22 protein-coding genes are annotated in these 26018 nt (G+C 44.6%); 12 read left to right on the top strand and 10 right to left on the bottom strand.

Features of this window, described 5'->3' with window-relative positions:
- Positions 1-223: 223 nt before the first annotated feature.
- On the bottom strand, positions 224-1369 hold the full coding sequence (locus AB4274_RS15340; RefSeq protein ID WP_017059340.1) for a Na/Pi symporter: 1146 nt from the start codon (positions 1367-1369) through the stop codon (positions 224-226).
- Between the two features lie 389 nt (positions 1370-1758).
- Here AB4274_RS15340 and nhaR point away from each other — a divergent pair, with 389 nt between their 5' ends.
- Entirely contained in the window at positions 1759-2649 is an 891-nt protein-coding gene (gene nhaR, locus AB4274_RS15335; protein ID WP_017059341.1) for a transcriptional activator NhaR, read from the top strand.
- A gap of 100 nt (positions 2650-2749) precedes the next feature.
- A complete protein-coding gene (locus tag AB4274_RS15330) occupies positions 2750-3043 on the top strand; it encodes a metalloregulator ArsR/SmtB family transcription factor (RefSeq protein WP_004735028.1) in 294 nt (97 codons plus the stop codon).
- 278 nt (positions 3044-3321) lie between these two features.
- Here the strand turns inward: AB4274_RS15330 and rpsT are convergent, their stop codons facing one another.
- The gene (gene rpsT, locus AB4274_RS15325) at positions 3322-3582 is read right to left on the bottom strand and encodes a 30S ribosomal protein S20 (RefSeq protein WP_004739529.1); all 261 of its coding nucleotides are present in this window, start codon (positions 3580-3582) and stop codon (positions 3322-3324) included.
- Positions 3583-3833: 251 nt separating this feature from the next.
- Here rpsT and murJ point away from each other — a divergent pair, with 251 nt between their 5' ends.
- The 6 genes from murJ to ispH all read left to right on the top strand — a co-directional run bounded on the left by murJ (position 3834) and on the right by ispH (position 11698).
- Entirely contained in the window at positions 3834-5396 is a 1563-nt protein-coding gene (gene murJ, locus AB4274_RS15320; protein WP_372112548.1) for a murein biosynthesis integral membrane protein MurJ, read from the top strand.
- Positions 5397-5466: 70 nt separating this feature from the next.
- The gene (gene ribF / locus AB4274_RS15315) at positions 5467-6402 is read left to right on the top strand and encodes a bifunctional riboflavin kinase/FAD synthetase (RefSeq protein ID WP_017062867.1); all 936 of its coding nucleotides are present in this window, start codon (positions 5467-5469) and stop codon (positions 6400-6402) included.
- Positions 6403-6465: 63 nt separating this feature from the next.
- Positions 6466-9342: an isoleucine--tRNA ligase gene (gene ileS / locus AB4274_RS15310; protein ID WP_017059344.1), complete on the top strand. Its 2877-nt coding sequence runs from the start codon at positions 6466-6468 to the stop codon at positions 9340-9342.
- A 161-nt stretch (positions 9343-9503) separates the two neighbouring features.
- Positions 9504-10004: a signal peptidase II gene (gene lspA, locus AB4274_RS15305; RefSeq protein WP_004739521.1), complete on the top strand. Its 501-nt coding sequence runs from the start codon at positions 9504-9506 to the stop codon at positions 10002-10004.
- A 149-nt stretch (positions 10005-10153) separates the two neighbouring features.
- Entirely contained in the window at positions 10154-10585 is a 432-nt protein-coding gene (gene fkpB, locus AB4274_RS15300; protein ID WP_017059345.1) for an FKBP-type peptidyl-prolyl cis-trans isomerase, read from the top strand.
- Between the two features lie 156 nt (positions 10586-10741).
- Positions 10742-11698 (top strand): 4-hydroxy-3-methylbut-2-enyl diphosphate reductase, encoded by a 957-nt coding sequence (gene ispH / locus AB4274_RS15295; RefSeq protein ID WP_065584735.1) that lies wholly within the window; start codon positions 10742-10744, stop codon positions 11696-11698.
- Positions 11699-11837: 139 nt separating this feature from the next.
- Here ispH and btsR read toward each other — a convergent pair whose 3' ends face one another.
- The 3 genes from btsR to AB4274_RS15280 form a co-directional block, all read right to left on the bottom strand.
- A complete protein-coding gene (gene btsR, locus AB4274_RS15290; protein WP_372112546.1) occupies positions 11838-12569 on the bottom strand; it encodes a two-component system response regulator BtsR in 732 nt (243 codons plus the stop codon).
- Between the two features lie 105 nt (positions 12570-12674).
- On the bottom strand, positions 12675-14345 hold the full coding sequence (locus AB4274_RS15285) for a LytS/YhcK type 5TM receptor domain-containing protein (RefSeq protein ID WP_372112545.1): 1671 nt from the start codon (positions 14343-14345) through the stop codon (positions 12675-12677).
- A gap of 264 nt (positions 14346-14609) precedes the next feature.
- Positions 14610-16100 (bottom strand): carbon starvation protein A, encoded by a 1491-nt coding sequence (locus AB4274_RS15280; protein WP_017062863.1) that lies wholly within the window; start codon positions 16098-16100, stop codon positions 14610-14612.
- 354 nt (positions 16101-16454) lie between these two features.
- On the opposite strand from AB4274_RS15280, the gene AB4274_RS15275 reads away from it, so the two are divergent.
- Entirely contained in the window at positions 16455-16805 is a 351-nt protein-coding gene (locus AB4274_RS15275; RefSeq protein ID WP_017059350.1) for a DUF2799 domain-containing protein, read from the top strand.
- A 117-nt stretch (positions 16806-16922) separates the two neighbouring features.
- On the opposite strand, the gene murQ is transcribed toward AB4274_RS15275, so the two are convergent.
- Both murQ and AB4274_RS15265 read right to left on the bottom strand, forming a co-directional pair.
- The gene (gene murQ / locus AB4274_RS15270) at positions 16923-17843 is read right to left on the bottom strand and encodes an N-acetylmuramic acid 6-phosphate etherase (RefSeq protein ID WP_372112543.1); all 921 of its coding nucleotides are present in this window, start codon (positions 17841-17843) and stop codon (positions 16923-16925) included.
- Between the two features lie 45 nt (positions 17844-17888).
- Entirely contained in the window at positions 17889-19004 is a 1116-nt protein-coding gene (locus tag AB4274_RS15265; protein ID WP_372112541.1) for an anhydro-N-acetylmuramic acid kinase, read from the bottom strand.
- Between the two features lie 121 nt (positions 19005-19125).
- Between AB4274_RS15265 and nagZ the strand changes: the two genes are divergently transcribed.
- From nagZ to tyrA, 3 genes are all read left to right on the top strand, one after another.
- On the top strand, positions 19126-20115 hold the full coding sequence (gene nagZ, locus AB4274_RS15260; protein WP_372112539.1) for a beta-N-acetylhexosaminidase: 990 nt from the start codon (positions 19126-19128) through the stop codon (positions 20113-20115).
- A gap of 246 nt (positions 20116-20361) precedes the next feature.
- Entirely contained in the window at positions 20362-21435 is a 1074-nt protein-coding gene (locus AB4274_RS15255; protein WP_017059354.1) for a 3-deoxy-7-phosphoheptulonate synthase, read from the top strand.
- A gap of 117 nt (positions 21436-21552) precedes the next feature.
- Positions 21553-22680 carry a bifunctional chorismate mutase/prephenate dehydrogenase gene (gene tyrA / locus AB4274_RS15250; protein ID WP_017066927.1) on the top strand — a complete coding sequence of 376 codons (1128 nt, stop codon included), beginning with the start codon at positions 21553-21555 and terminating at the stop codon, positions 22678-22680.
- Positions 22681-22809: 129 nt separating this feature from the next.
- Here the strand turns inward: tyrA and AB4274_RS15245 are convergent, their stop codons facing one another.
- The 3 genes from AB4274_RS15245 to ettA form a co-directional block, all read right to left on the bottom strand.
- Entirely contained in the window at positions 22810-23841 is a 1032-nt protein-coding gene (locus AB4274_RS15245; RefSeq protein ID WP_372102423.1) for a M23 family metallopeptidase, read from the bottom strand.
- A 49-nt stretch (positions 23842-23890) separates the two neighbouring features.
- Positions 23891-24259 carry a PilZ domain-containing protein gene (locus tag AB4274_RS15240; RefSeq protein ID WP_017059356.1) on the bottom strand — a complete coding sequence of 123 codons (369 nt, stop codon included), beginning with the start codon at positions 24257-24259 and terminating at the stop codon, positions 23891-23893.
- 90 nt (positions 24260-24349) lie between these two features.
- Positions 24350-26017 (bottom strand): energy-dependent translational throttle protein EttA, encoded by a 1668-nt coding sequence (ettA, locus tag AB4274_RS15235; protein WP_017056147.1) that lies wholly within the window; start codon positions 26015-26017, stop codon positions 24350-24352.
- Position 26018 lies beyond the last annotated feature (1 nt).

The raw sequence follows: 26018 nt of genomic DNA, 5'->3' as shown, positions 1-26018 counted from the left end.
GATCAACACGCCCTAGTAGATTTGGCTTGCCGAACTGCTTTACGTTGCAGTTGGCGTTTTTAAGAATTTCAGTACCGACTGCCCATACTGTGTCTGTCGCTTTTACTGAGGTGCTCACTCGCATCCCGTATCTGATTTTTGCTTCCCTCATCTGCTCTTAAAAAGAAAAAGCCCGCAACCTAGGAGGTAGCGGGCTTTGCTATAAGCGATGTTTATTTTGCTATTAAGCGGTAAGAGCTAACACGCTACCAGGCAGTACAAGGAATACCGCAACAAGGTAACCAGCCACTACAGCTTTGTTCTTCACAGCCATGTCTGAAATCATGTCTGCCGCTTTAACTGGAAGTTCACGTAGGAACGGGATACCGAAGATGAATACCGTTGACATGATGTTGAACACCAAGTGTACTAGAGCAATTTGTAGTGCGAATACTGCGAACTCACCAGACACTGCTGTAGCTGCAAGTAGAGCCGTAATACATGTACCGATGTTTGCACCCAGAGTGAATGGGTAAACGTCACGTACTTTAAGAACACCTGAACCTACTAGTGGAACCATCAAGCTTGTTGTCGTAGAAGAAGACTGAACAAGGATAGTCACGATAGAGCCAGAAGCGATACCGTGGATTGGACCACGACCGATTGCGTTCTTTAGAATCTCACGAGCACGACCAACCATTAGGCTCTTCATCAGCTTACCCATTACAGTAATAGCTACGAAGATAGTTGCGATACCTAGAGCGATAAGCATGATGCCGCCAACAGTGTCGCCAAACGTTGATAGTGGTTCTTTAATCGCACTTACAACAGGCTTAGTGATTGGCTTGATGAAGTTAAGACCACCCATGCTCATATCACCTGTTGCTAGCATCGGTGATACTAACCAGTGAGAAATTTTCTCTAGAATTCCAAACGCCATCTCTAGTGGTAGGAAGATAGCAACGGCTAATAGGTTAAAGAAGTCGTGGATTGTCGCACTTGCGAATGCACGTTTGAACTCTTCTTTACAACGAACGTGACCAAGGCTAACTAGCGTATTGGTTACCGTAGTACCAATGTTAGCACCCATGATCATAGGAATTGCTAGCTCAACAGGTAAACCACCTGCCACAAGGCCAACGATAATTGAAGTAACTGTACTTGATGATTGAATAAGCGCTGTTGCTACTAAACCAATCATTAAGCCTGCAACTGGGTGTGAAGCAAATTCGAAAAGAACCTTTGCTTGCTCGCCTGTTGCCCATTTGAAGCCTGTACCAACCATTGAAACTGAAAGTAATAGTAGGTAAAGCATGAATGCCAAGTTAGCCCAGCGTAGCCAACGAGTAGTGCTCGAGATAGGCGCTGCTGCAGTAGTAGCTTGGTTCATAATGTTTTCTCCATTGGACCGTTTAAGTCTGTGTTTGGTCTGTTTGTTTAATCTGAGCGTGATGTTAGAGGGGAAATATTTCAGTAATATTACATTTTGGTTTAGGTGCGACTTTTTTGTGATGATTTACTCTTTAAATATTCCAATTGCTAATGTGGTTGTTTTAAGTTGTTGTTTTAAATTGTTTTTTAATGGAAGTTCTATAGGTGATATAGATCTTAAAAGTTAGAAAAAAATTGAAAATAATCGATGAAATATTACATTATGAAATCAGACACTTCGAAAAAATAAGTGGTAAATCTATGTTTGGTTAGGTTTTTCCGAGTTTGTTGAGTGGCGGTGTCATATTTGATATAAAAGGGTATCTACTCTTTTATTACGGCACATCTATGTCGCATCTCAACTACAACCATCTGTATTACTTCTGGATGGTTTGCAAGCAAGGCTCTGTTACTAAAGCTGCAGAAGCCCTATTCCTAACACCACAAACGGTAACGGGGCAGATAAAAGCCTTAGAAGAACGCATGGATGGCAAGTTGACCAAGCGTAATGGCCGAAGTGTTGAGCCTACAGAGCTTGGGCAACTGGTCTTTAAATATGCCGATCGTATGTTTGGCCTGAGTTACGAGATGCTGGACATCGTGAATTACAGCCAGCACTCCAATATTCTGTTTGATGTTGGCGTCGCGGATGCGCTCTCTAAAAGACTCGTCAGTAAGATACTGATGTCGACCATCCCTCCAGATAACAGCATTCACTTGCGCTGTTTTGAATCGACCCATGAAATGCTACTTGAGCAACTCTCTCAACATAAGCTCGATATGATTTTGTCTGACTGTCCGGTGGACTCTAGTCAAAGCCCGGGCCTGTTCAGTAAAAAGCTGGGTGAGAGTGGAATGAGCTTTTTTAGTTCAGGTCAGGTTGAAGGGGTTAATTTCCCTGCTGTATTGGAGCAAAGAAAGCTTTTGATCCCTGGCAGCCGAACCTCAATGGGTCGTAAAGTGCTGCAATGGTTTGATAGACAAGGGCTTAAGCCAGATATTTTAGGTGAGTTTGATGATGCCGCATTGATGAAGGCTTTTGCTCGTTACCATCATGACGTAATATTTTTAGCACCGACGATTTATATGTCTGAAGTGGAAGACGACACATCACTGCAACTATTAGGCGGTATTGAAGAGTTAAAAGAGGAGTACTACGTCATATTTGCTGAGAGGATGATCCAACATCCAGCAGTAAAAAACGTATGTGACGCAGATTTTAGCAAATTGTTCGAGTGAGATAGTTTGTTAATGAATTGATATCGATTATCATAACTCCGCAATATGCCGGAAATACTGATAGCCCGTAGTTGGCGTAAAGGTTGTAGGGAGCCAAACTATGAACTTAAAAGAGATGGAGAAGAACTCAGCACAAGCTGTGATTCTACTCAAAGCCATGGCTAACGAGCGTCGCTTACAGATTTTGTGCCTATTACATGGCACTGAACTGTCGGTTGGGGAGTTGTGTGGCAAGTTGGAACTGAGTCAGTCTGCTTTATCTCAACATCTTGCTTGGTTGAGAAGAGATGGTTTGGTCGAAACTCGCAAAGAAGCTCAAACTGTGTATTACACATTGAGTAGTGAAGAAGTAAAAGCGATGATTAACCTACTGCATGGTATTTACTGCAAGTAGCTTATTGCTGGTGGGAGGGGGATTTCCTTATCAGCGATAGAATGACACAAGGAAGTGTTAGCATTTCACATTGAACGTTAGTGTTTACCTATCTATCTACGTACCAATTTGCTTCTCTATTTATTTTTCTGATTGTTTGTTTTATCTATCTGCTTAAATTGTTTATCGGTCAGAAAAACGGCTGTTAGCACGTAAAATAAAAGCGTTACTCAAAATTTAGATATAAAAAAACCGGCCTAGGCCGGTTTTTTTCGTTTTGCGTTGTAATCAAATTTCTATTAAAGAGCTTTGATTGCAGCAGCGAAACGAGACTTATGACGTGCAGCTTTATTCTTATGAATAAGGCCTTTAGTCGCCATACGGTCAAGAAGTGGTGTAACTTCTACAAGAGCAGCAGTTGCAGCTTCTTTATCACCAGCTGCGATAGCTGCGATAGTCTTTTTCATGTAAGTGCGCATCATAGAACGACGGCTAGCATTGTGCTGGCGACGTTTCTCAGCTTGGATAGCGCGCTTCTTAGCAGATTTACTGTTTGCCAAGGGTCTAACTCCCAAAAACTTAGTTCGGTGACAATTTAAGGGCGAGGACTATCCCTCATTAGCGCTTAATTGTCAAATGATTTGTGCAAAAACCAATCGTAGCCAAACAAACTTTGGTATGGAAAGGTCATCGCGGTTAAGATGGCGGGGATTCTAACAGCATTTTTAGACCAATGCTAATAAATATGCTTCTTAGGACAGGATAGTATTTATCCTCGCTTGAAAGTAATCAACCAGTGTCAGAGGTTTCTGTGAGTAAACGACTATTAAAGTCAGGCCTGATTGTCAGCGCAATGACTTTTGTTTCCCGTATATTGGGGCTAGTACGTGATGTAGTAGTAGCAAATTTGATGGGGGCAGGAGCGAGTGCCGACGTATTTTTCTTCGCTAATAAAATTCCTAATTTCTTACGTCGACTTTTTGCAGAAGGTGCGTTTTCTCAAGCGTTTGTTCCTGTATTAACGGAATATCACGCCGCAGGTGATAAAGATAAGACACGAGATTTAATTGCTAAGGTGTCGGGGACGCTCGGGGTTTTAGTTTCTATTGTCACCGTCATCGGGGTATTGGGCTCTGGCGTGATCACCGCGATGTTTGGTGCGGGTTGGTTTATCGACTGGCTAAATGATGGCCCATCAGCACCCAAATTTGAGCTAGCGAGCTTTATGCTCAAGATTACCTTTCCTTATTTATGGTTTATCACCTTCGTCGCTTTATCTGGTGCCATTCTTAATACATTAGGTAAATTTGCGGTCTCTTCTTTTACTCCTGTGTTCTTGAACGTGATGATCATAGGCGCTGCATGGTTTATCTCACCTAATTTAGAACAACCAGAAATTGGTTTGGCTATTGGTGTGTTTCTTGGTGGCTTAGTCCAATTCCTTTTCCAAATGCCTTTCTTGATCAAAGCGGGTGTGTTGGTTAAGCCGAAGTGGGGATGGAGAGACCCGGGTGTGGTTAAGATCCGCACATTAATGATCCCTGCTCTGTTCGGTGTATCGGTCAGCCAAATCAACTTATTGTTTGATACCTTTATTGCCAGCTTCCTCGCAACAGGCTCTATCAGTTGGTTGTACTACTCAGACCGACTGCTTGAATTTCCTCTCGGTTTATTCGGTATCGCGATTGCGACTGTGATTCTTCCTGCTTTGTCTCGTAAACACGTAGATGCTCAAGGGGAAGGGTTCGCGCATACCATGGATTGGGGCGTGCGCATGGTGTTGCTGCTTGGTATTCCTGCGATGTTAGGTCTTATCGTTTTAGCTAAACCCATGTTGATGGTGCTATTTATGCGTGGTGAGTTCTCTCCACACGATGTACAGCAAGCATCGATGTCATTGGTAGCTTACGCATCAGGCTTGCTTAATTTCATGCTGATTAAAGTTTTAGCTCCGGGCTATTACTCTCGCCAAGATACCAAAACACCGGTTAAGTACGGCATTATCGCTATGGTGACCAATATGGTGTTTAACGCGATCTTTGCTTATTTTTATGGCTATGTGGGTTTGGCGATTGCGACGGCACTGTCTGCCTTTGTGAATATGGCCTTGTTATATCGAGGATTGCACCTTGCGGGTGTGTATCAATTAACTAAGACAACCTTGTTGTTCAGTGCCAAATTAATTATCTCAGGTGTGGTGATGGTAGCGGCTATTTTATGGCAGCTGGATAATATGCAACATTGGCTTGAATGGAGCTTTAGCCAGAGAGCGCTGACATTAACTGGCTTGATTGGACTTGGTGGCTTTGTTTATATTGTTTCGGTACTGATTTTAGGTATCCGAGTAAAACATTTAAAAGCAGCGACAGATTAATACTGATTAGTATATAATCCGTCGGTTTCACACAATAAATGATGCAAATAACAGGTTTTAGCTGATCATAATGGAACTGATCCGAGGTATACACAATATTAAAGCGCAGCATCATGGCTGTGTATTAACCATAGGTAACTTCGATGGTGTTCATTTAGGACATCAAGAGGTTTTGAGTCAGGTTTCTAAACAAGCTGCAGCATTAGGGCTACCTTCTGTTGTTATGACGTTTGAACCGCAGCCTATGGAGCTGTTTGCCCGAGATAGAGCGCCAGCACGTTTAACTCGTTTACGAGACAAATACGTGCAACTGAGTAAGCTAGATATCAGTCGCTTATTGTGTGTTAATTTTAATCAGTATTTTGCAAGTTTATCCGCGGAAGCATTCATTAAGGATCTTTTGGTTGATAAGCTTGGTGTGAAGTTCTTGGTGGTTGGTGACGATTTTTGCTTTGGTAAAGGTCGTACCGGTAATTTCGCTATGCTCAAAGAGGCGGGCGAGAAGTACGGTTTTGAGGTGGTCAGCACCCAAAGCTATTGCTTAAACCAATTACGAGTAAGCAGTACTGAGATACGAAATGCATTAGCGGTCGATGACTTGGCTGCAAGTGCTACCATGTTAGGACGTGATTACAGTATTAGTGGTCGAGTGTCCCATGGTCGAAAACTAGGGAGAACTATCGGTTTCCCTACCGCTAATATTCCATTAAAGCGTTGTGTTTCTCCTGTATCGGGAGTGTATGTTGTTGAAGCTTTGGATATCGACGGTGTTCCTGTCGGTGGCGTTGCTAATATTGGACAACGACCAACAGTTAATGGGGTAAGGCAGCAATTGGAAGTGCATTTTTTTGACTTTAAAGCCAATTTATATGGTAAACAGTTAGAAGTACGACTTTTGCACAAACTGCGCGACGAGATAAAATTTGAATCGTTCGACGCACTAAAGAATCAAATAGAATTGGATGCTGAAGCCGCAAGGGTGTGGCTGCTTCAGCTAAAGAATTAATCGGATGATTCCACCGATTAACATAATGTCTAACTTCGCCCAATATAACGGAATTAAGAATCGATGAGTGATTATAAAGATACCCTGAACTTACCAGAAACAGGGTTCCCAATGCGCGGCAATCTGGCAAATCGTGAGCCAGAAATGCTGAAGCGTTGGTACAAAGAAGATCTTTACGGCGAAATCCGTAAGGCAAAGAAAGGTAAAAAATCTTTCGTACTGCATGATGGCCCTCCATACGCGAACGGCGATATTCACATTGGCCACGCGCTGAATAAGATTCTTAAAGACATTATTATCAAATCTAAGACCCTTTCTGGTTTTGATGCACCGTACATCCCTGGTTGGGACTGTCACGGTCTTCCAATCGAGCTAATGGTTGAGAAGAAGAAAGGTAAGCCTGGTCAGAAGATTTCGGCGGCTGAATTCCGCGAAGAGTGTCGAAAGTACGCTGCGGGTCAAGTTGAAGGTCAGAAAGAGAGCTTCAAACGTCTTGGCATCATGGGCGAGTGGGACAAACCTTATCGCACTATGGATTTTGGCACAGAAGCGAACATCATTCGTTCTCTTGGCAAAATCGCAGACAAAGGTCACCTTCTTAAAGGTTTCAAACCCGTTCACTGGTGTACTGATTGTGGTTCTGCTCTGGCTGAAGCTGAAGTTGAATACAAAGATAAAGTTTCTCCATCTATCGATGTGAAATTTACAGCAGCTGACGAAGCGGCGCTTCTAGAGAAATTTACTCTAGCTGAAGGTCATGCGGGTCAAGGCGAAATTTCTATCGTTATCTGGACAACAACACCATGGACTCTGCCTGCTAACCGCGCAGTATGTCTACGTGATGATCTTGAATACGTGCTTATCCAAGTTGAAGCGAATGGCGACCAGCCTGCTCAACGTATCGTTGTTGCTTCTGAACTAGCAAAAGACGTAATGGATCGTGCAGGTATCGAGCACTTCCACAACCTTGGTTTTGCTACAGGTGCTGATCTTGAGCTTTCTCAGTTCAACCACCCGTTCTACGACTTTACTGTTCCTGCAGTTCTTGGCGATCACGTAACAACAGATTCAGGTACTGGTGTGGTTCACACTGCGCCTGGTCACGGTCAAGAAGATTTCGTGGTTGGTAAAAAGTACAACCTAGAAATCGCTAACCCAGTTGGTTCTAACGGCGTTTACCTGCCAGATACAGAGCTATTTGCTGGTCAGCACGTATTCAAAGCGAACGACTCTGTTTTAGAAGTTCTAAAAGAGAAAGGTGCACTTCTGCATCACCACGCTTACGAGCACAGCTACCCACACTGTTGGAGACACAAAACTCCAATCATCTTCCGCGCAACACCACAATGGTTCATCTCTATGGATCAAGCTGGCCTACGTGCTAAAGCACTAGAGTCAATCAAGAGTGTTGAGTGGTTGCCTGAATGGGGTCAAAGCCGTATCGAAGGCATGGTTGAAGGTCGTCCTGAGTGGTGTATCTCTCGTCAACGTACTTGGGGTGTGCCAATTGCTTTGTTTGTTCATAAAGAAACAGCAGAACTTCACCCAGAAAGCCCAGCGCTTATTGAAAAAGTTGCGAAGCTAGTTGAAGAGAAAGGCATTCAAGCTTGGTGGGATGTAGACGCTGCTGAACTTATGGGCGCAGAAGACGCTGATAAGTACGAAAAAGTAATGGATACGCTAGACGTATGGTTCGACTCAGGTGTTACGCACTTCTCTGTTGTTGATTCTCGTGAAGAGTACAACTTCCCGAACGAAGAGCGCACTCACAGTGCTGATCTTTACCTTGAAGGTTCAGACCAACACCGTGGCTGGTTCCAGTCTTCTCTAATTTCATCTATCGCGATGAAAGACGAAGCACCGTACAAGCAAGTACTAACGCACGGTTTCGTAGTGGATGGTAACGGCCGTAAGATGTCTAAATCTATCGGTAACGTTGTTGCTCCTAAAGACGTAACCAACAAGCTAGGTGCAGATATCCTGCGTCTATGGGTTGCTTCTACAGACTACACGGGTGAAGTTGCGGTTTCTGATGAAATCCTGAAGCGTTCAGCGGATGCTTACCGTCGTATTCGTAACACGGCTCGTTTCTTCCTAGCGAACTTGAACGGTTTCAACCCTGAAACTGACCTAGTTCCTGCTGAAGAGATGGTTGCACTTGATCGCTGGGCTGTTGGCCGTGCTCAAGCTGCACAAGAAGAGATTGTTAAAGCATACGGCGAGTACAACACTCACGGTGTGACTCAACGTCTAATGCAGTTCTGTTCTATCGAAATGGGTTCTTTCTACCTAGACGTAATCAAAGACCGTCAGTACACAGCGAAGCAGGGCAGCCATGCTCAACGTAGCTGTCAAACGGCGCTTTACTACATCGTAGAAGCTCTAGTTCGTTGGATGGCACCTATCATGTCGTTCACTGCAGATGAAATTTGGAACGAAATGCCAAGCTCTTTACCAACTGGAGAGCAGCGCGACACGTTCGTATTCACAGGTGAGTGGTTCGAAGGTCTATTTGGTCTTGCAGAAGGCGAAGAGCTAAGCAACGAATTCTGGACTGAAATCCAGTCTGTTCGTGGCGCAGTGAACAAGCTTCTTGAAGATGCTCGTAAAGAGAAAACGATCGGTGGTGCACTGCAAGCTGAAGTTACTCTATACGCTGACGATGCACTAGCGGCTAAAATCAACAAGCTAGAAGATGAGCTACGTTTCGTACTTATCACCTCTGCAGCTGTTGTTAAGCCACTGAGCGAGAAGTCTGATGCAGCGCAAGCGACAGACGTTGCTGGTCTATTCGTTGAAGTTGCGGCTACTGAAGCTGAGAAGTGTGACCGTTGCTGGCACCACACTCCAGATGTAGGCACTATCGAAGGTCACGAGAAAGTTTGTGGTCGTTGTGTGTCGAACATCGACGGTGAAGGCGAAGTGCGTAAGTTCGCATAACGACTCAGAGAAAGACTGAACTTTTTGTAAAAATCATAGCCCCAGTATCAACTGGGGTTATTTTTAATTATAGGAAATGTGTTTAACCAAGCTGACTTCTCGTGTTCATTCTTGAGAGTGGATAATGAGATGATTTGACTGAGTAGATACTAGGAATAGAAATGAGTGAAGTTTCGTTAAAACAATCTGGTGTTCGTTGGTTATGGCTGGCTTTGCTGGTGTTCCTTGCTGATATCGGCATCAAACTCTTTGTCATGGACAACATGGGTTATGGCTGGGCAAACCGTATTGAGGTGTTGCCATTCTTTAACTTTTTGTATGTTCATAACTACGGTGCAGCGTTTAGCTTCTTGAGTGATCAAAGTGGTTGGCAGCGTTGGTTATTTACGGGTATCGCATTTGCGGTAACAGGTATGCTGACGTACTGGATGAGCAAACTACCAGCAACAGAGAAGTGGAATAACATTGCTTATGCGATCATCATTGGTGGTGCAGTAGGTAATGTGTTTGACCGAGTCGTACATGGCTTTGTTGTCGATTACTTAGACTTCTACTGGGGCACTTACCACTGGCCTGCATTTAACTTAGCGGATATGGGAATCTGTATCGGTGCTGCGATGATCATCTTAGATGGTTTCCGTAAGAAAGACGAAAGCAAATAGCTTGCTTCAAAGTCAGTCTATGACTCACAGAATAGAATAGCCCTAAGCGCTGTCGGTTGATTCCGACGGCGCTTTTTTTTATGCTTCAGTCAACAAGGAAGCAAAGCACAGCGCATCCTCAAATAATAAAGAAGTCTAAGGAAAGTAACGTGGCAGCAATTAAAAATGATTCAGCAGTAACTCTACATTTTACGATTAAAATGAAGGATGGTTCAGTTGCCGATAGTACGGAGAACATGGGCAAACCAGCGAAGTTCGTCATGGGTGATGGCAGCCTAAGTGAGAACTTTGAAGCGTGCTTACTTGGACTTGAAGCCGGCACTGAAAAGTCTATCGAACTGAAGGCGGAAGACGCGTTTGGTATGCCAAACCCAGATCATATTCACTATATGGATCGTGCTAAGTTTGTTGGCGACTCTGAAGTTGAAGTGGGCACTATCATGGCATTTTCAGGTCCTGACGGTATGGAAATTCCAGGTATTATTACTGAGATCGCAGGTGATTCAGTGACGGTTGATTTTAATCACCCACTCGCTGGTCAAGACGTTAGCTTTGACGTCAATATCTTAACGGTAGAATAACTCTCTTAACGTTAGAATAGCTGTCTTCACGCTAGAATAAGATAGCCTTACAGCTGTGATCTCACCCAGAGCTTCACTGTCTAGACGCTTCACTGTAGAATGCGAACCTCGCTGACGGCGAACTCTATAGAAGCAACCTTAGTACCGCGGTAAATGATGAGCAATGAAATGAAAATAATGTTAGCTAACCCTCGTGGCTTTTGTGCCGGTGTCGATCGTGCGATCAGCATCGTAGAGCGTGCACTCGAAATGTATCAGCCACCGATCTATGTTCGCCATGAAGTGGTACACAACCGCTTTGTTGTTGAGGGGCTAAAGCAGCGTGGTGCTATTTTTGTCGAAGAACTGAGTGAGGTGCCAGACGACAACATCGTGATCTTTTCGGCTCACGGTGTTTCTCAAGCGGTTCGTAAAGAAGCGAAAGAGCGTGAGTTAACGGTATTTGATGCGACGTGTCCTTTGGTGACTAAAGTTCATATGGAGGTTGCTCGTGCGAGCCGCAAACATATGGAAGTGGTACTGATTGGCCACGCAGGTCACCCTGAAGTGGAAGGCACTATGGGTCAGTACGCGAGCCAAGCTGGTGGTATGTACTTGGTTGAAAGACCAGAGGACGTACAGAACCTCGTGGTGAATGATCCAAGTAACCTGCACTATGTTAGCCAAACTACGCTATCAGTAGATGAAACTGCAGATGTGATTGAAGAGCTACGTCGAGTGTTCCCTGAGATTCAAGGCCCACGTAAAGACGACATCTGTTACGCGACTCAAAACCGTCAAGACGCTGTGCGTGAGATGGCGAATGACGTTGATGTGGTGATAGTGGTTGGTTCTAAGAACTCATCGAATTCAACTCGTCTAAAAGAGCTAGCTGAGAAACTAGGCACACCAGGCTACCTAACTGACTGTCCTGAAGACATTCAAACCGAGTGGGTTGAAGGGAAAAAGAAAATCGGTGTAACAGCCGGTGCTTCTGCTCCTGAAGAGCTGGTAAACCAAATTCTAGATCGTATTCGTGAGCTAGGTGCGACTGACGTTGAAGAGATTCAAGGTCGTGAAGAGAACATGTTCTTTGAAGTACCAAAAGAGCTACAGATTAAGCAAGTCGACTAATCTCTATTGATTGGTGACAAGATCGATGCGTAACACTATCGATTTGCAAACACTATTGATTTGTAAACAGCAGGAAGCCAACGTTGATACGTTGGCTTTTTTGATCGTGCTTTGGAACAAGGCGTCTAATTCTAACGCGTTACTGGAGACCGAGTTGCTCTTTTAAAGTCTTTAAATAACGACGACTCACCGGGACTTCAAAGCCAGTCAGGGTAATGATCTCTGCTAATCCATTTTCTAGCAGTTTGATCTCTTGGATCGATTTTATGTTGATCAAATACTGTCGATGACAGCGGATCAAATCGGTCTTTTCTTCCAAGATCTTAAGCGTTAGTTGCGAGGTTGCCGTTTGTGATGAGCTACGAACGTGCACGCCGCTGATATCAGAATAAGCGCACTCGACCGTTTGGCTTGCCATGATCACAATGCGGTTATGACCAATGCACGGAATCTGCTCTAAGTGGCAAGGAGCAATCGCAGAGATGTCTTGCTCCGGTGTTTTCTGGTTTTGCTTGATGACTTTATTCAGGCGGCAAACACTCTTATTTAATCGACAAGGTTCAACGGGTTTGAGTAGGTAGTCAAAGGCATTGTCTTCAAAGGCTTGAATCGCATATTGATCGTAGGCGGTCACAAACACCACATAAGGCATGGTTTCCGGGTCAAGCATGCTCAGCAATTCAATCCCAGTAACCTGAGGCATTTGAATGTCCAAATACACCACGTCAGGCTTGAGAAGGTTGATTTGCTTTAGCCCTTCAATTGCATTACTCGCTTGGCCAATGACTTCCACTTCTCCGGTTTCGGTCAGCAGCTCAATCAGCTCTTCGCGAGCAAAAAGCTCATCATCGATAACTAGTGCCTTTAACATCCTACAATCTTCATCTTGGTTCTATCCCTGCTTGGTTCACGCTTATCTTTTAAATGTCTGCTTCTAAATGTTTCAACTCGGAGCGATCCGTCTCCGAAAATACCATTATTTGAGTATAGGTATGATAAAGCTCATTCGAGTAAATTGCTGTGGTTGAGATTCTATTTTTAGTGCTGAATCTTGTCCAAAGAAATTAGTGAGTCGTTTATCAACAATTTCCATCCCTAATCCTACATGATCTTGAGATGGCTTCTGATAATTACCTGCATTGTCTTCAACGGTTAACTTGAACCCACCCTCGAAAGCCTCGCTAGAGATCTTTACTTTACCGCCTTCCAACATATTAGATATCCCATGTTTGATGGCGTTTTCTACCAGCGGTTGCAGGGTAAAGCTCGGCAATTGAGATTCATATAACTGCGGGTCGATATCCCATTCCACTTCTAGTCGATCGGTAAAGCGTGCTTTCTCTATGGTCAGGTAAGCGTTGACGTGTGCCAGTTCGTCTTTGAGCTTCACGGTGTTGATGTTCTGCTTTAGGTTGCTTCTAAAGAAGTGAGACAGGTGTTGAATCAACTCTCGAGCTTTATCTGGGTCACGACGTGTTACTGCGCTGATAGTATTAAGCGCATTGAACAAGAAGTGCGGGTTCACTTGAGCGTGCAGCAGTTTGATTTCTGCTTGTGTCAGTAGCGTTTGCTGCTGCTGGTAGTTGCTAAATAGGATCTGGCTCGATAATAGTTGAGCGATACCTTCACCCATCGACATATTGATAGTTGAGAATAGTTTCAGCTTTGGCTCATAGAGCTTGATGGTGCCGACCACTTCGTTACCCGCGCGCAATGGAATAATCAACGCAGAACCCAATTTACAATCCTGCGACAAGGAGCATTGGTATGGGTTCTCTTTGCCATCAAGGTAGATGATGTCGTTCTGTTCCATCGAAGTGAGCGTGCTTTGCGATGAAATAGGGGTATTTGGAATATGGTGCTCATCGCCAATGCCGACGAACGCGAGGATTTTTTCTCGGTCGGTAATCGCCACGGCACCAACATTAGTTTCTTCATAAACGATACGCACGATCTTTTGTGCGTTATCGGAAGTGAAGCCGCCATGCAGAATACCTACCGAACGCTCGGCAATAGTAAGTGCGCGGCGTGAGAAGGTGGCGGAGTATTTCTCGAAGATGGTCTTTCTGTCTTGGATGATGCTCATGAACAGTGCTGCACCCACAGAGTTGGCAATGATCATTGGCGCGGCAATATCGGAAACAAGCGCGTAGGACTGCTCAAATGGTTTGGCGACTGCGAGCAGAATCAACATTTGAATAATTTCTGCAAATAGGGTGACAGAGAACACTACCAGCGGATTAAACAGCTGACTGGCTTTGTTCTTTCTGACTAAGTACACATGCAGCAGGCCACCAATCAAGCCTTCTGCTGTCGTTGAGATAGCACAAGCTAAGTCCGTAAATCCACCCAATGAATAGCGATGAATCCCGCCAGTAAAGCCGACCGCAAAGCCAACTACAGGACCACCAAACAAACCGCCCATTACCGCGCCCATCGCTCGCGTGTTGGCGATGGCATCATTGATTTGCAGTCCGAAATAGGTGCCCATAATACAGAATAGGGAGAACAGAACGTAGCAGCTGATCTTATGGCCTAAGCGTGAAGAGATGCTCAACAAAGGGAGAATCAGTGGGGTTTTACTCAGCATGTAAGCAATCACTAAGTAGACGCAGGTTTGTTGCAGCAGAGAGAGAATGAGTTCCATATTTTCACCTATTGAGACGCTTGTTAAGTGTAAAGCTCATTGCTTGGTAACGGTAGCTTTGCTTGTGTTTTAGTAGCCTATATTCGCTTCCCAGAGTCGAAAGCACTAACGCCTACAAACAATAAAGCCCATCACAGTGGACGGGCTTTAGTCTTAGGTTCCACGAATCACTGAGTGATTACGGGAGCAAGCGAAGTTGTGTTTGGCTGTTCTTTTATCTCTTTCTATGAAGATTGGTCTCTTGTTCCCAAGAGCCTTAAAGAACTAGGCTGTTTTGGTGACGCCTTTTGCTTCTTTCTCTTCTTCATCAGCTAGGTCGATATCGCCTTTGCCTTTTGAAATTTTAATAACGTAAGCCGCAACACCTAGCGCACTCACCACACCAATGATGGTTGAGATTTGCATTGGTAGACCGAAGCCCAGTTGGCTGTTGTTCAGGATGAATGTGATACACACAGACGTCATGAAGATAGCTGGAACTGTTGTTACCCAGTGCAGTTTGTTGTGGCGAAGTAGGTAAGCTGAAGCTGTCCACAGCATCATTACGGCTGTTGATTGGTTAGCAAAACCGAAGTAGCGCCAGATGATACCGAAATCAACTTGAGTCAGGATGCCACCGATAACGAACAGTGGTAACGCCATTAGTAGACGGTTACGCAGTGTTTTCTGTTCCATGTTGAAGTATTCAGCAAGGATAAGACGGCTTGAACGGAACGCTGTGTCACCAGAAGTGATTGGTAGGATAACCACGCCAAGGAAAGCAAGGATACCGCCAAATACACCCAGTAGACCAAATGAAGCGCTGTATACCACGTTACCTGGGCCGCCGTTTGCAATTGCGTCAGACAGAGACTCAACCGAACCGAAGAAAGACAGAGCAAGTGCACACCAGATTAGAGCGATGATGCCTTCACCAATCATTGCGCCGTAGAATACGAAGCGACCGTTCTTCTCGTTTTCCATACAACGCGCCATCAGAGGAGACTGAGTGGCGTGGAAGCCAGAGATAGCACCACATGCGATAGTGATGAAGAGAGCAGGCCAAAGTGGTAGGTCATTCGGGTTCATGTTGGTGAACATGTCGCTGATCTCAAAGCCCCCCATGATTTGGTGTTCGTCAGATAGACCAATCGCAGTGATTAGGCCAACAGACATAAAGATAAGCAGTGCACCGAACAGTGGGTAGAAGCGACCAATGATTTTATCGACAGGGACAATCGTTGCGATGATGTAGTAAGCAAAGATGATAACAACCATCGTAGTTGCAGACATCGCGAAATCAGTTTGGTCGTTCACTAGGTTAGTGATCATACCTGCTGGAGCAGATACGAATACCACACCAACAAGAAGCAGTAGAACAATGGCAAAGATGTTCATAAAGTGTTTTGCGCCATTGCCTAGGTAACGTCCAGTGATGGTTGGAACCGAAGCTCCGCCATTACGGATAGATAACATACCTGAGAAGTAGTCGTGTACTGCACCTGCGAAGATACAACCTAGAACGATCCAAAGCATTGCTGCTGGACCATAAAGGGCACCCATGATAGGGCCGAAGATTGGACCTACACCTGCGATGTTAAGCAGCTGAACTAGGTAAACCTTTGGTGTCGACATTGGAACGTAGTCCACGCCATCTTGCTTAGTGTGAGCAGGTGTTTGGCGTTTTTCATTGATACCGAAAATCTTCTCGATAAAGGTACCGTAAATAAAGTAGCCACCAATGAGTGCTGCGACACAGGTAAGAAACCACATCATAATTTGTTATCCCTGAATGTATTAATTAAGTCAGGGTGTATATTAAAGGAGTCGATGAGAAGAAACTTCCGCTACGAGAGTGAGTGGTCGAATAGCCAATTTAGCGGTGTTATAACTGATTTAGTGGTTTGTTCACTGTGCTGAGTGGCCGATATTTCTATCGAGAGGCCTATTAGCTCTATAGAGAGGTTGTTTGAGTTGGCTTAACGGCGACTATTGATTCTGAGTGGTCGGAATGAACCTAAAGTGGCGAACATTAGACAATAAGTGGACATCGATAGGCGTTCAGTGGAGAATCACCACAAAGGCAGCGCTTCGTCAGAAAGTGGTGAAGTAACAATATAAAGGATTGAAATGAAAAAAATAATCGTACTATTCGCCGTGGCATTTAGCCTTGCAGGATGCAGCGCCAATGTTCAAGATTTAGCAGCTGAAGGCAATTGGCAAGAGATTGGCTATCGTGATGGTATCAAAGGCCACACTCAGCGTTCGTATTCAGAGATGACTGAGCTTGGCGCAGTCGATCAAGCGAGTTACACAGAAGGTTATCACCTAGGTGTGACTGAATATTGTAATCCGAACCATGCTTATCAGATTGGTTTATCTGGTCAGGTGTATGAAGGCGTGTGTTCTGGTACGGAAGACGCTCAACGTTTCCGTATGGAATGGCAACGCGGCTGGGACGAGTTCTCAAACGACTATTAAGCCCAAGCTAGCCATAAAAAATTAAAACTAAAAAAAGACCAGTACCGCGTGTGTGCTGGTCTTTTTGTATGTCGTTGAAGTAGCTGTCTAAATGAGAAGCTACAAGCCAAATTAAGATTACTGATTATTCTCGACGGCTTTTCTCAAGAAGCCATTTTGCTTATCAAGCTGAGCCTTGGCTAACTCTAAATCTAGCCCTGTTAGAATCATCAAAATAGATAACTTCACATCGTAATCAGTCGCTTTAAGTGTCGACACCGCCAGTGCTTTATCGCACTCCGTTGCTTGGATAACGATACGAGCGGCGCGGGCAACCAACTTTTCATTGGTCGCTTTTACGTCGACCATAAGGTTTTGGTAGCTCTTACCAATGCGAATCATGCTGGCAGTGGTCAGCATATTAAGCACCAGCTTTTGTGCTGTACCTGATTTGAGTCGTGTTGAACCAGTCAATGCTTCTGGGCCAACCACCGGGCTAATTGCGATTTGAGCGATTTCAGCAATTGGAGAGTCAGGGTTACAAGATAATGCAACCGTTACTGCGCCAAGCTGATTGGCATAGTTGAGTGCACCAATCACGTAAGGTGTGCGACCGCTCGCAGCAATACCTACCACGATATCATTTTCTGAAAACTGAATCGCTTTCAGATCTTCAATGCCGAGAGTTAGCGAGTCTTCTGCACCTTCTTTGGCTTTTAAAATCGCCTCTGGTCCGCCTGCAATTAAGCCGATAACCATTTTGTCCGAAACACCGAAAGTCGGTGGGCATTCTGAGGCGTCTAACACGCCTAATCGACCACTGGTGCCTGCGCCCATATAAATCAGTCGACCACCGTTTTGAAAGGCATGAGCAATTTTATCGACCGCTTTCGCGATCTGTGGCAGTTCCGCTTCAATCGTCAGTGGGACTTGTTTGTCTTGTTGGTTAATCTTTTCAACCACTTCGAGAGAGGTGAGCAGATCAATATCCATAGTGTCAGGGTTTCTCCCCTCCGAAACGAGGTGCGAGAGCGCTGATATGAGAGCGTCGTTACTCATAATGATCCTTAAATGGTGATTCTAAAATTATGGTTCTAAAGTTGTTTAGTCAGCTCGATAGAGAACGCCTAGAGAGGCCGCTCTGCTTGCGCCAGTCACTTCTGGTAAATTGCTTGGCAGTTTATGAACATGACGCTGAGCAAGCCACGCAAAGGCCATTGCTTCCATGTGATCGGCATCCACGCCTTTACTGGTGGTTGAGTCAACCTCCCAACTTGGAAGCAGTTCAGACAGCCTCTTCATCAACAATGGGTTTCTTGTACCACCGCCACACACATACAGTGCAGGCTGGTTACCCAAGCGATAAGTCTCCACTTCATTGGCTATCGTCAATGCGGTGTATTCACAAAGCGTGCGCTGAACATCTTCTACTGCAAGATCTTTAAATTCTGTTAATTGTTGCTCTAGCCAAGGTAGGTTGAATAGTTCTCTACCAGTACTTTTCGGTGGCATTTGAGATAGATAAGACTCATTTAACAACTGTTCGAGTAAAGCTTGATTGAGTTGACCTTTAAGCGCAAATTGCGCATCACGGTCAAACTTCTCACCCGTGTGTTTATCAACCCAAGCGTCCATCAACATATTGCCCGGACCTGTATCATAACCAAGCGTTGGCTGATTAGGGCGCAGCACTGAAATATTCGAGATACCACCAATATTCAACACCACAACCGAGCTGTCTTGCGGGTGGAAAATCGTATGGTGGAAGGCGGGGACTAATGGCGCACCTTGTCCGCCTAATGCCATGTCTTTACGTCGAAAATCGGCAACCGTTTGAATCTGTGTTTTAGCGGCAATGATGTTGGCATCACCCAACTGCATGGTAAATGGCGAATCGCCTGTTGGCTGGTGGAACACTGTTTGACCATGATTACCTATCGCAGTTACAGAAGGTGCTGGTGTGCCTGACTTTTCGAGAAGTTGCAGAACCGCATCAGCAAACAGATGGCCAAGCTGGTGGTCGAGTTCGCCAATGGCAATCAAATCGGTTTTCTGACCAATACAAACTTCAAGCAGACGCGCTTTGAGGTCGTCAGGCATTGGGAACTCATCATGAGCAAGCAATGTGATGCGCGTATCTTCAATCGACACTAAGGCAGTATCAACACCGTCCATACTCGTCCCTGACATCACACCGATATACAGTTCTTTATGATCCATTTCTAAGCTCTTGCACTGCATTCTTAAAGTCTTCCACAGATTGGTTTAAAAACATTGTAAAGCAAATTTAAAGAGAATAATCTCGGGAAGTTTATGAAATTAGGTTTAATAAGGGATAAATATGGGACCGTTGTGGGTTGATGTTGCAGGCTACGAGCTGACAGTTGAAGACAGAGAAATTTTAGAGCACCCAACTGTTGGTGGTCTCATCTTATTTGCTCGAAACTACCACGATAGCAAACAGTTATCGGCGTTAAACAAAGAAATTCGTAAGGTAGCGAAACGTCCTATTTTGATTGGTGTTGACCAAGAAGGTGGTCGAGTTCAGCGCTTCCGCGATGGCTTTTCAATTATCCCAGCTGCTCAAGAATTCGCGACTAAGAATAACGGTGAACATTTAGCAGAACAGGCTGGCTGGCTGATGGCGGCAGAATTGATTGCCCACGATATCGATCTGAGCTTTGCGCCAGTATTAGACAAAGGCCATGACTGTAAAGCGATTGGTAGCCGAGCGTTTGGCGAAGATATTGATACTATTGTTCGTCATAGCAGCGCTTTCATCAAAGGCATGAAGTCGGTTGGCATGGCGACGACAGGCAAGCACTTCCCTGGACACGGTGGCGTGATTGCTGACTCACACTTAGAGACGCCATATGACCCTAGAGACGACATCTTTGAAACAGACATGGCAATCTTCAAGGCGCAAATTGAAGCTGGAATATTGGATGCCATGATGCCAGCTCACGTGGTTTTCTCTCACTATGATGATCAACCTGCGAGCGGTTCACAGTATTGGCTGCAGAAAGTATTGAAGCAGCAGCTTGGGTTTAAAGGCTTGGTGTTCTCTGATGATTTAACGATGGAAGGCGCTGCCATAATGGGTGGACCAGCCGACAGAGCGAAAGCGGCCTTGAATGCAGGTTGTGACATGGTGTTGATGTGTAATAAGCGAGATGCACAAATTGAAGCTCTGGATAACTTAGCGATTCAAGAGGTGCCTTTAGCCAACTCATTGCTTAAAAAACACAGCTTTGATTTGTCGACACTTCACTCGGATGCTAGGTGGAAAGGGACCTCAGAGACGATTAAGCGAATGCTAGGCAGTGAGTGATAAATAAACACATAATAATTTTAGATAAGGCGATATGATAAATATCGCCTTTTTTGTATGTGTGATCCATGGTTTAAACCTATTTATCTCTTAGAGTGAGCTAAATTCAACGTGTAATATAAAATTTACAGTTAATGTTTTTTATTGTTTACACTTGCAATCGTTTTTTTAGCTGTTATTGTGTTTTTAAAGATTGTTAGCCCAAATGGAAATGTTGGGTGTAAAAATAAATATACAGGTTGAGTTATGCAGAAAAGTGAATTAAGCAATGTCAATATCATCGACGAACAGGTACTGATTACTCCTGAGGAGTTAAAAGCAAAACTGCCTTTGAGTGATAATGCTCGTCGTTTCATTCAAGAGTCTCGTCAAACTATCGCAAACATCATTCATAAGAAAGATCATCGCATGCTTGTTGTATGTGGCCCATGTTCTATCCATGACATTGAAGCTGCGAAAGAGTACGCGAAACGCCTAAAAGCCTTATCTGAGCAACTTAGCGATCAACTGTATATTGTTATGCGTGTTTACTTTGAGAAACCTCGTACCACTGTCGGTTGGAAAGGTTTGATCAATGACCCACATCTAGACGGCACTTTCGATATTGAGCATGGTCTGCATGTTGGTCGTGAACTACTTGTTGAACTCGCTGAGATGGAAATCCCACTAGCGACTGAAGCATTAGACCCAATTAGCCCGCAATACCTAGCAGATACCTTCAGCTGGGCGGCTATTGGCGCTCGTACGACTGAATCTCAAACTCACCGTGAGATGGCAAGTGGTCTTTCAATGCCAATCGGTTTTAAAAACGGCACCGATGGCAACCTAGGCACTGCAATCAACGCAATGCAGGCGGCTTCTTCTAGCCACCGTTTCATGGGTATCAGCCGCGAAGGTCAGGTTGCACTACTAACAACGCAAGGTAACCCAAATGGTCACGTGATTTTACGTGGCGGTAAGCAGACGAACTACGATTCAGTATCGGTACACGAATGTGAGCAAGAGCTGGGTAAATCTGGTTTAGAGGCAGCGCTAATGGTCGACTGTAGCCACGCGAACTCTCGTAAAGATTTCCGTCGCCAACCTTTAGTTGCAGAAGATGTGATTCACCAAATTCGTGAAGGCAACAAGTCGATTATCGGCCTGATGATTGAAAGCCATATTAACGAAGGAAACCAATCTTCGGATATACCTCTCAATGAGATGAAATACGGCGTTTCTATTACCGACGCGTGTATCAATTGGGATTCAACTGAGGCACTATTAAAACATGCACATACGGAATTAGTCCCGTTCTTAGAGAACCGCTTGAAAGGTTAGTCAGAGTTTAAATTTAAGTGCCTCATCTAATGAGGCATTTTAAGATCTGTTGCTAGCGAACCTGCATGATTGTGGGCTTATAGATTGGCACGGGCTTATAGATTAGTAAGGAATAAAATGGCCGTTGAACTGAACGAATTACGCGACCAAATCGATGCTGTCGATAAACAAATGTTGGATTTACTGGCTCAACGCCTTGCTCTAGTAGAGAAAGTAGGCGAAGTAAAAAGTGAACATGGTTTACCTATTTATGTACCAGAGCGTGAAGCTGCGATGCTGGCATCTCGTCGTCAAGAAGCCGAGAAAATAGGGGTTCCACCACAGTTAATCGAAGACATTTTACGTCGTACTATGCGTGAGTCTTATGCCAGTGAGAAAGATTCTGGCTTTAAGTGCCTTAACCCAGAGTTACGTTCAGTGGTTATCGTTGGTGGTAATGGTCAACTTGGTGGCTTGTTTGGTCGTATGTTCAAACTGTCTGGCTACGAAGTGAAAATCCTTGGCAGCCAAGATTGGGATAAGGCCGACGAAATCTTAGATAATGCTGGGCTTGTGGTTGTTACGGTTCCAATTCACCTAACGGAAGGTGTGATTGCGAAGCTAGGTAATCTACCAAGCGATTGTATTCTATGTGATTTGACGTCAATTAAATCTAAACCGCTGCAAGCAATGATGAACATGCACCAAGGCCCAGTGGTTGGATTGCACCCAATGTTTGGCCCTGATGTTCCCAGCCTTGCTAAGCAGGTGATTGTTTACAGTGATGGTCGTGGTTCTGAAAGCTACCAATGGCTACTGAATCAATTTGGTATTTGGGGCGCGAGCCTTTGCCAGATGGATGCAGCTGAACACGATCACGGCATGACCTTGATTCAAGCACTTCGTCACTTCACCTCTTTTGCTTACGGCTTGCACCTGAGTAAAGAGAACCCGAACATTGATCAACTTCTGAAACTAAGCTCGCCAATCTACCGACTTGAGATTGCGATGGTTGGTCGTCTGTTTGCTCAAGACCCGAACTTGTACGGCGATATCATTCTTTCTTCGGATGAGAATATTGAGATGATTCGACGCTTCCATAGCTGTTTCGGAGAAGCGTTAGAAATTCTAGATGGCAAAGATAAGGCTAAGTTTGTTGAGAGCTTCAACCAAGTGAGTTATTGGTTTGGTGACTACTCACAACAATTTTTACAAGAGAGCCAAAGCCTGTTAAAACAAGCACATGACTCGATTCATCGCGGTTAATAGTGTGGTTTGAAAAATAAAAAAGAGCGACCATTTGGTCGCTCTTTTTGTTTGTGTTGAATGCCGATATTGCATCTGGCCTATAGTAGGCGAAATGCATTTGGATCATCATGGGCCAAACGAACAAACCTAGTTAGTCACGATAGGCTCTTTGTTATTCTCGTTCGATACTCGGTTATCATCGCTGGATACGGTGTCGATAGTCGAGCTAATGTAAGGCACATTGGTCAGGTTGATCTGCAAGCGAACCACATTATCAATCAGTTGAACCAGTGGACCCCACTTAACTTTTTTCTCTTTCTCGAACACGTAATTGAAGTTTTCTGGTGTCCAATCCATCAAGTATTGAGGGTTCAATGAGCGACCAAGGAAGCGTACTTCATAATGCAGATGTGGCCCAGTTGAGTTACCTGAGTTACCACAGCTCGCAATCACATCACCTTTACTGACAAACTGACCGCTACGTACCTTGAACTTCTGTAGGTGCGCATAAGAACTCATGAAACCAAACGAGTGACGCATAGTAATAAAGTTGCCGAAGCCTTTTTTACTTGGGCGTACCGTTTCAATGACTCCATCTGCGGGCGCGACAATATCTTCACCACGCTTACACGTTAGATCGATACCAGTATGTACATGGCGTTTCCCTGAAATAGGGTTAGTGCGGCTACCATAAGAAGAAGATATACGTTGATAAGCCATCGGACTGTCGTTTGGAATCAAGCGGAACATTGTGGCTCTTACTGCTGAATCGACTGCAGCCGCATCAATGCGATCTTCTAAAGAAATATCATCGGTAAGCAGATCTTCATCAGCAAGACCCAGTACTGATTCCACATCGAATACACGCTTACCAAGTAGCTGAATCGTGCCTTCTTTCTCGGTCAGTGTTTGCGATAGCGAATGGTTGGTTTCTACTTGCTCAGCATAAAGAAATTCTGTTTGTTCTTTTTCAACAATCAGTGTTTCAATCAACTGTTGGGCATCACCCGCTTGCAGTGCGAGTTCTTGTTTACTCTCGAAGTGCATGTACGCCGCTCCGCCAATCAATAGCGGTACTGAAAAAATGGCAGTAGTGCAAATGAGCACGGCTTTACGGCCGAAGTAAAACGTCTGTTCCCCCTGACTAGAGGGAATAGTAATGGACACTTTTTTAGACATGGTTCTGTATTAACTAAATGCTTCTAATAGAAAAAGGGTAATGGAGATATTATTCCTTACCTAAGTCGGTAAGGTGTTCAATCTCTCTATAAAGCAGGTCATCGTCACCAACATTAAGCTCAACAAGGCGCTTAAGGTGGCTGATACTATCAATATCTAAATGCTCTATGCGTAAACGCATTGAGGTATTGATGGTAGAGACTATCGTTGCTTCTAACTGAATATTGATATCACTGTTTTCGAGTTTAAAGCTCACTTGAACAGGGACATCATGGCTAAGTTGTTTTGATTCATTGCATTGAATGAGTAAACCATGGAGTGATAAGTCTTGCACTGAGCCTGATACCTTTACTTGTCCTTGTGAGATCTCAGTCGGGACTTGATAAATAACTCGTGAAAATTGACGTCTTTCAACCATAAGTAATCTCTCTATATCGATGCATTACACGTAAGCCAGATATATCAAAGGCCGCTATTATCGCGGCCTTTGTTCAAAATACAAGCTTATTTACTTAGCTATACGCTTGTACTTGATACGGTGCGGCTCTGCCGCTTGTGCGCCTAGAGTCTGCTTAAGCCACTCAGTGTACTCAGTATAGTTACCTTCGTAGAAGTTAACTTGACCTTCATCACGGTAGTCTAAGATATGGGTCGCAATACGGTCAAGGAACCAACGGTCATGCGAGATAACCATTGCACAGCCCGGGAATTCAAGCAGTGCTTCTTCAAGAGCACGTAGCGTTTCAACGTCAAGGTCGTTGGTAGGCTCATCGAGTAGCAGTACGTTACCGCCCGCTTTTAGCAGTTTCGCTAAGTGAACACGGTTACGTTCACCACCAGAAAGCTCACCGATGATCTTCTGTTGGTCGTTGCCTTTAAAGTTGAAACGAGAACAGTAAGCACGCGCAGGGATTTCGAAGTTGTTGATCTTAATGATATCAGCGCCTTCAGAGATCTCTTGGAATACTGTCTTAGTGTCGTCCATGCTGTCACGGAACTGATCAACAGAAGCAAGCTTAACGGTTTCGCCTAGTTCAACTGTACCTGAATCTGGCTGTTCTGCACCGCTTAGCATCTTGAATAGTGTTGATTTACCTGCACCGTTGGCACCAACGATACCGACGATTGCACCCTTAGGCATGCTGAACGATAAGTCGTCGATAAGAACGCGATCACCAAACGATTTAGTTAGGTTGTTCACTTCAAGAACTTTGTCACCTAGACGCTCACCTGGCGGGATAAACAGTTCGTTAGTTTCGTTACGCTTCTGGTATTGGCCAGTTGTCAATTCTTCAAAACGAGCCATACGAGCTTTAGACTTAGCTTGACGGCCTTTAGGGTTTTGACGAACCCATTCAAGTTCTTTCTCGATTGTCTTTTGACGTGCGCTTTCGCCCGCTTTTTCTTGCTTAAGACGCTCGTCTTTTTGCTCTAGCCAAGACGTGTAGTTACCTTCCCATGGGATACCTTCACCACGGTCAAGTTCTAAAATCCAGCCAGCTGCGTTGTCTAGGAAGTAACGGTCGTGGGTAATCGCCACAACAGTACCACTGTAATCAACAAGGAAGTGCTCAAGCCATGCTACTGATTCTGCATCCAAGTGGTTGGTTGGTTCATCAAGAAGCAGCATGTCTGGCTTTTCAAGAAGTAGACGACAGATAGCAACACGACGACGCTCACCACCTGATAGGAATTCAATTTTCGCATCCCACTCAGGAAGACGAAGTGCATCAGCAGCACGCTCTAGAGCAGTCTCTAAGTTGTGACCGTCTTTTGCTTGAATCAGAGCTTCTAGTTCGCCTTGCTCTTTTGCCAGTGCATCGAAGTCTGCATCTGGTTCTGCGTAAGCTGCGTAAACCGCATCAATACGCTTAAGTGCGTCAGCAACGTCAGAAACCGCTTCTTCTACGATTTCACGAACAGTTTTTGATTCGTCTAGCACAGGCTCTTGTGGTAGATAACCTACTTTAAGGCCTTGTTGTGCACGTGCTTCACCATCAATATCAGTATCAATACCAGCCATGATACGTAGTAGGGTAGATTTACCTGAACCATTTAGACCCAAAACACCGATTTTAGCGCCAGGAAAAAAGCTAAGAGAAATGTCTTTAAGAATTTGACGCTTAGGTGGAACAGTTTTGCTCACCCGAGACATGGTATATACGTATTCAGCCATT

The sequence above is a fragment of the Vibrio sp. 10N.261.55.A10 genome (genome assembly GCF_041470825.1).
Taxonomy (GTDB): domain Bacteria; phylum Pseudomonadota; class Gammaproteobacteria; order Enterobacterales; family Vibrionaceae; genus Vibrio; species Vibrio crassostreae_C.
Note: the sequence above shows the minus strand (reverse complement) of the source record. Positions and strands in the feature narration are given on the sequence as shown.

Bases quoted from the DNA above. Each gene is read 5' to 3' on its own strand.
- btsR (WP_372112546.1), bottom strand. From the start codon at position 12,569: ATGTTAAAGGCACTAGTTATCGATGATGAGCTTTTTGCTCGCGAAGAG.
- lspA (WP_004739521.1), top strand. From the start codon at position 9,504: ATGAGTGAAGTTTCGTTAAAACAATCTGGTGTTCGTTGGTTATGGCTG.
- murQ (WP_372112543.1), bottom strand. From the start codon at position 17,843: ATGAGTAACGACGCTCTCATATCAGCGCTCTCGCACCTCGTTTCGGAG.
- nagZ (WP_372112539.1), top strand. From the start codon at position 19,126: ATGGGACCGTTGTGGGTTGATGTTGCAGGCTACGAGCTGACAGTTGAA.
- AB4274_RS15340 (WP_017059340.1), bottom strand. From the start codon at position 1,369: ATGAACCAAGCTACTACTGCAGCAGCGCCTATCTCGAGCACTACTCGT.
- AB4274_RS15285 (WP_372112545.1), bottom strand. From the start codon at position 14,345: ATGGAACTCATTCTCTCTCTGCTGCAACAAACCTGCGTCTACTTAGTG.
- AB4274_RS15240 (WP_017059356.1), bottom strand. From the start codon at position 24,259: ATGGTTGAAAGACGTCAATTTTCACGAGTTATTTATCAAGTCCCGACT.
- ribF (WP_017062867.1), top strand. From the start codon at position 5,467: ATGGAACTGATCCGAGGTATACACAATATTAAAGCGCAGCATCATGGC.
- tyrA (WP_017066927.1), top strand. From the start codon at position 21,553: ATGGCCGTTGAACTGAACGAATTACGCGACCAAATCGATGCTGTCGAT.
- AB4274_RS15255 (WP_017059354.1), top strand. From the start codon at position 20,362: ATGCAGAAAAGTGAATTAAGCAATGTCAATATCATCGACGAACAGGTA.
- nhaR (WP_017059341.1), top strand. From the start codon at position 1,759: ATGTCGCATCTCAACTACAACCATCTGTATTACTTCTGGATGGTTTGC.
- AB4274_RS15245 (WP_372102423.1), bottom strand. From the start codon at position 23,841: ATGTCTAAAAAAGTGTCCATTACTATTCCCTCTAGTCAGGGGGAACAG.
- ileS (WP_017059344.1), top strand. From the start codon at position 6,466: ATGAGTGATTATAAAGATACCCTGAACTTACCAGAAACAGGGTTCCCA.
- ettA (WP_017056147.1), bottom strand. From the start codon at position 26,017: ATGGCTGAATACGTATATACCATGTCTCGGGTGAGCAAAACTGTTCCA.
- AB4274_RS15330 (WP_004735028.1), top strand. From the start codon at position 2,750: ATGAACTTAAAAGAGATGGAGAAGAACTCAGCACAAGCTGTGATTCTA.
- AB4274_RS15275 (WP_017059350.1), top strand. From the start codon at position 16,455: ATGAAAAAAATAATCGTACTATTCGCCGTGGCATTTAGCCTTGCAGGA.
- AB4274_RS15265 (WP_372112541.1), bottom strand. From the start codon at position 19,004: ATGGATCATAAAGAACTGTATATCGGTGTGATGTCAGGGACGAGTATG.
- ispH (WP_065584735.1), top strand. From the start codon at position 10,742: ATGAGCAATGAAATGAAAATAATGTTAGCTAACCCTCGTGGCTTTTGT.
- AB4274_RS15280 (WP_017062863.1), bottom strand. From the start codon at position 16,100: ATGATGTGGTTTCTTACCTGTGTCGCAGCACTCATTGGTGGCTACTTT.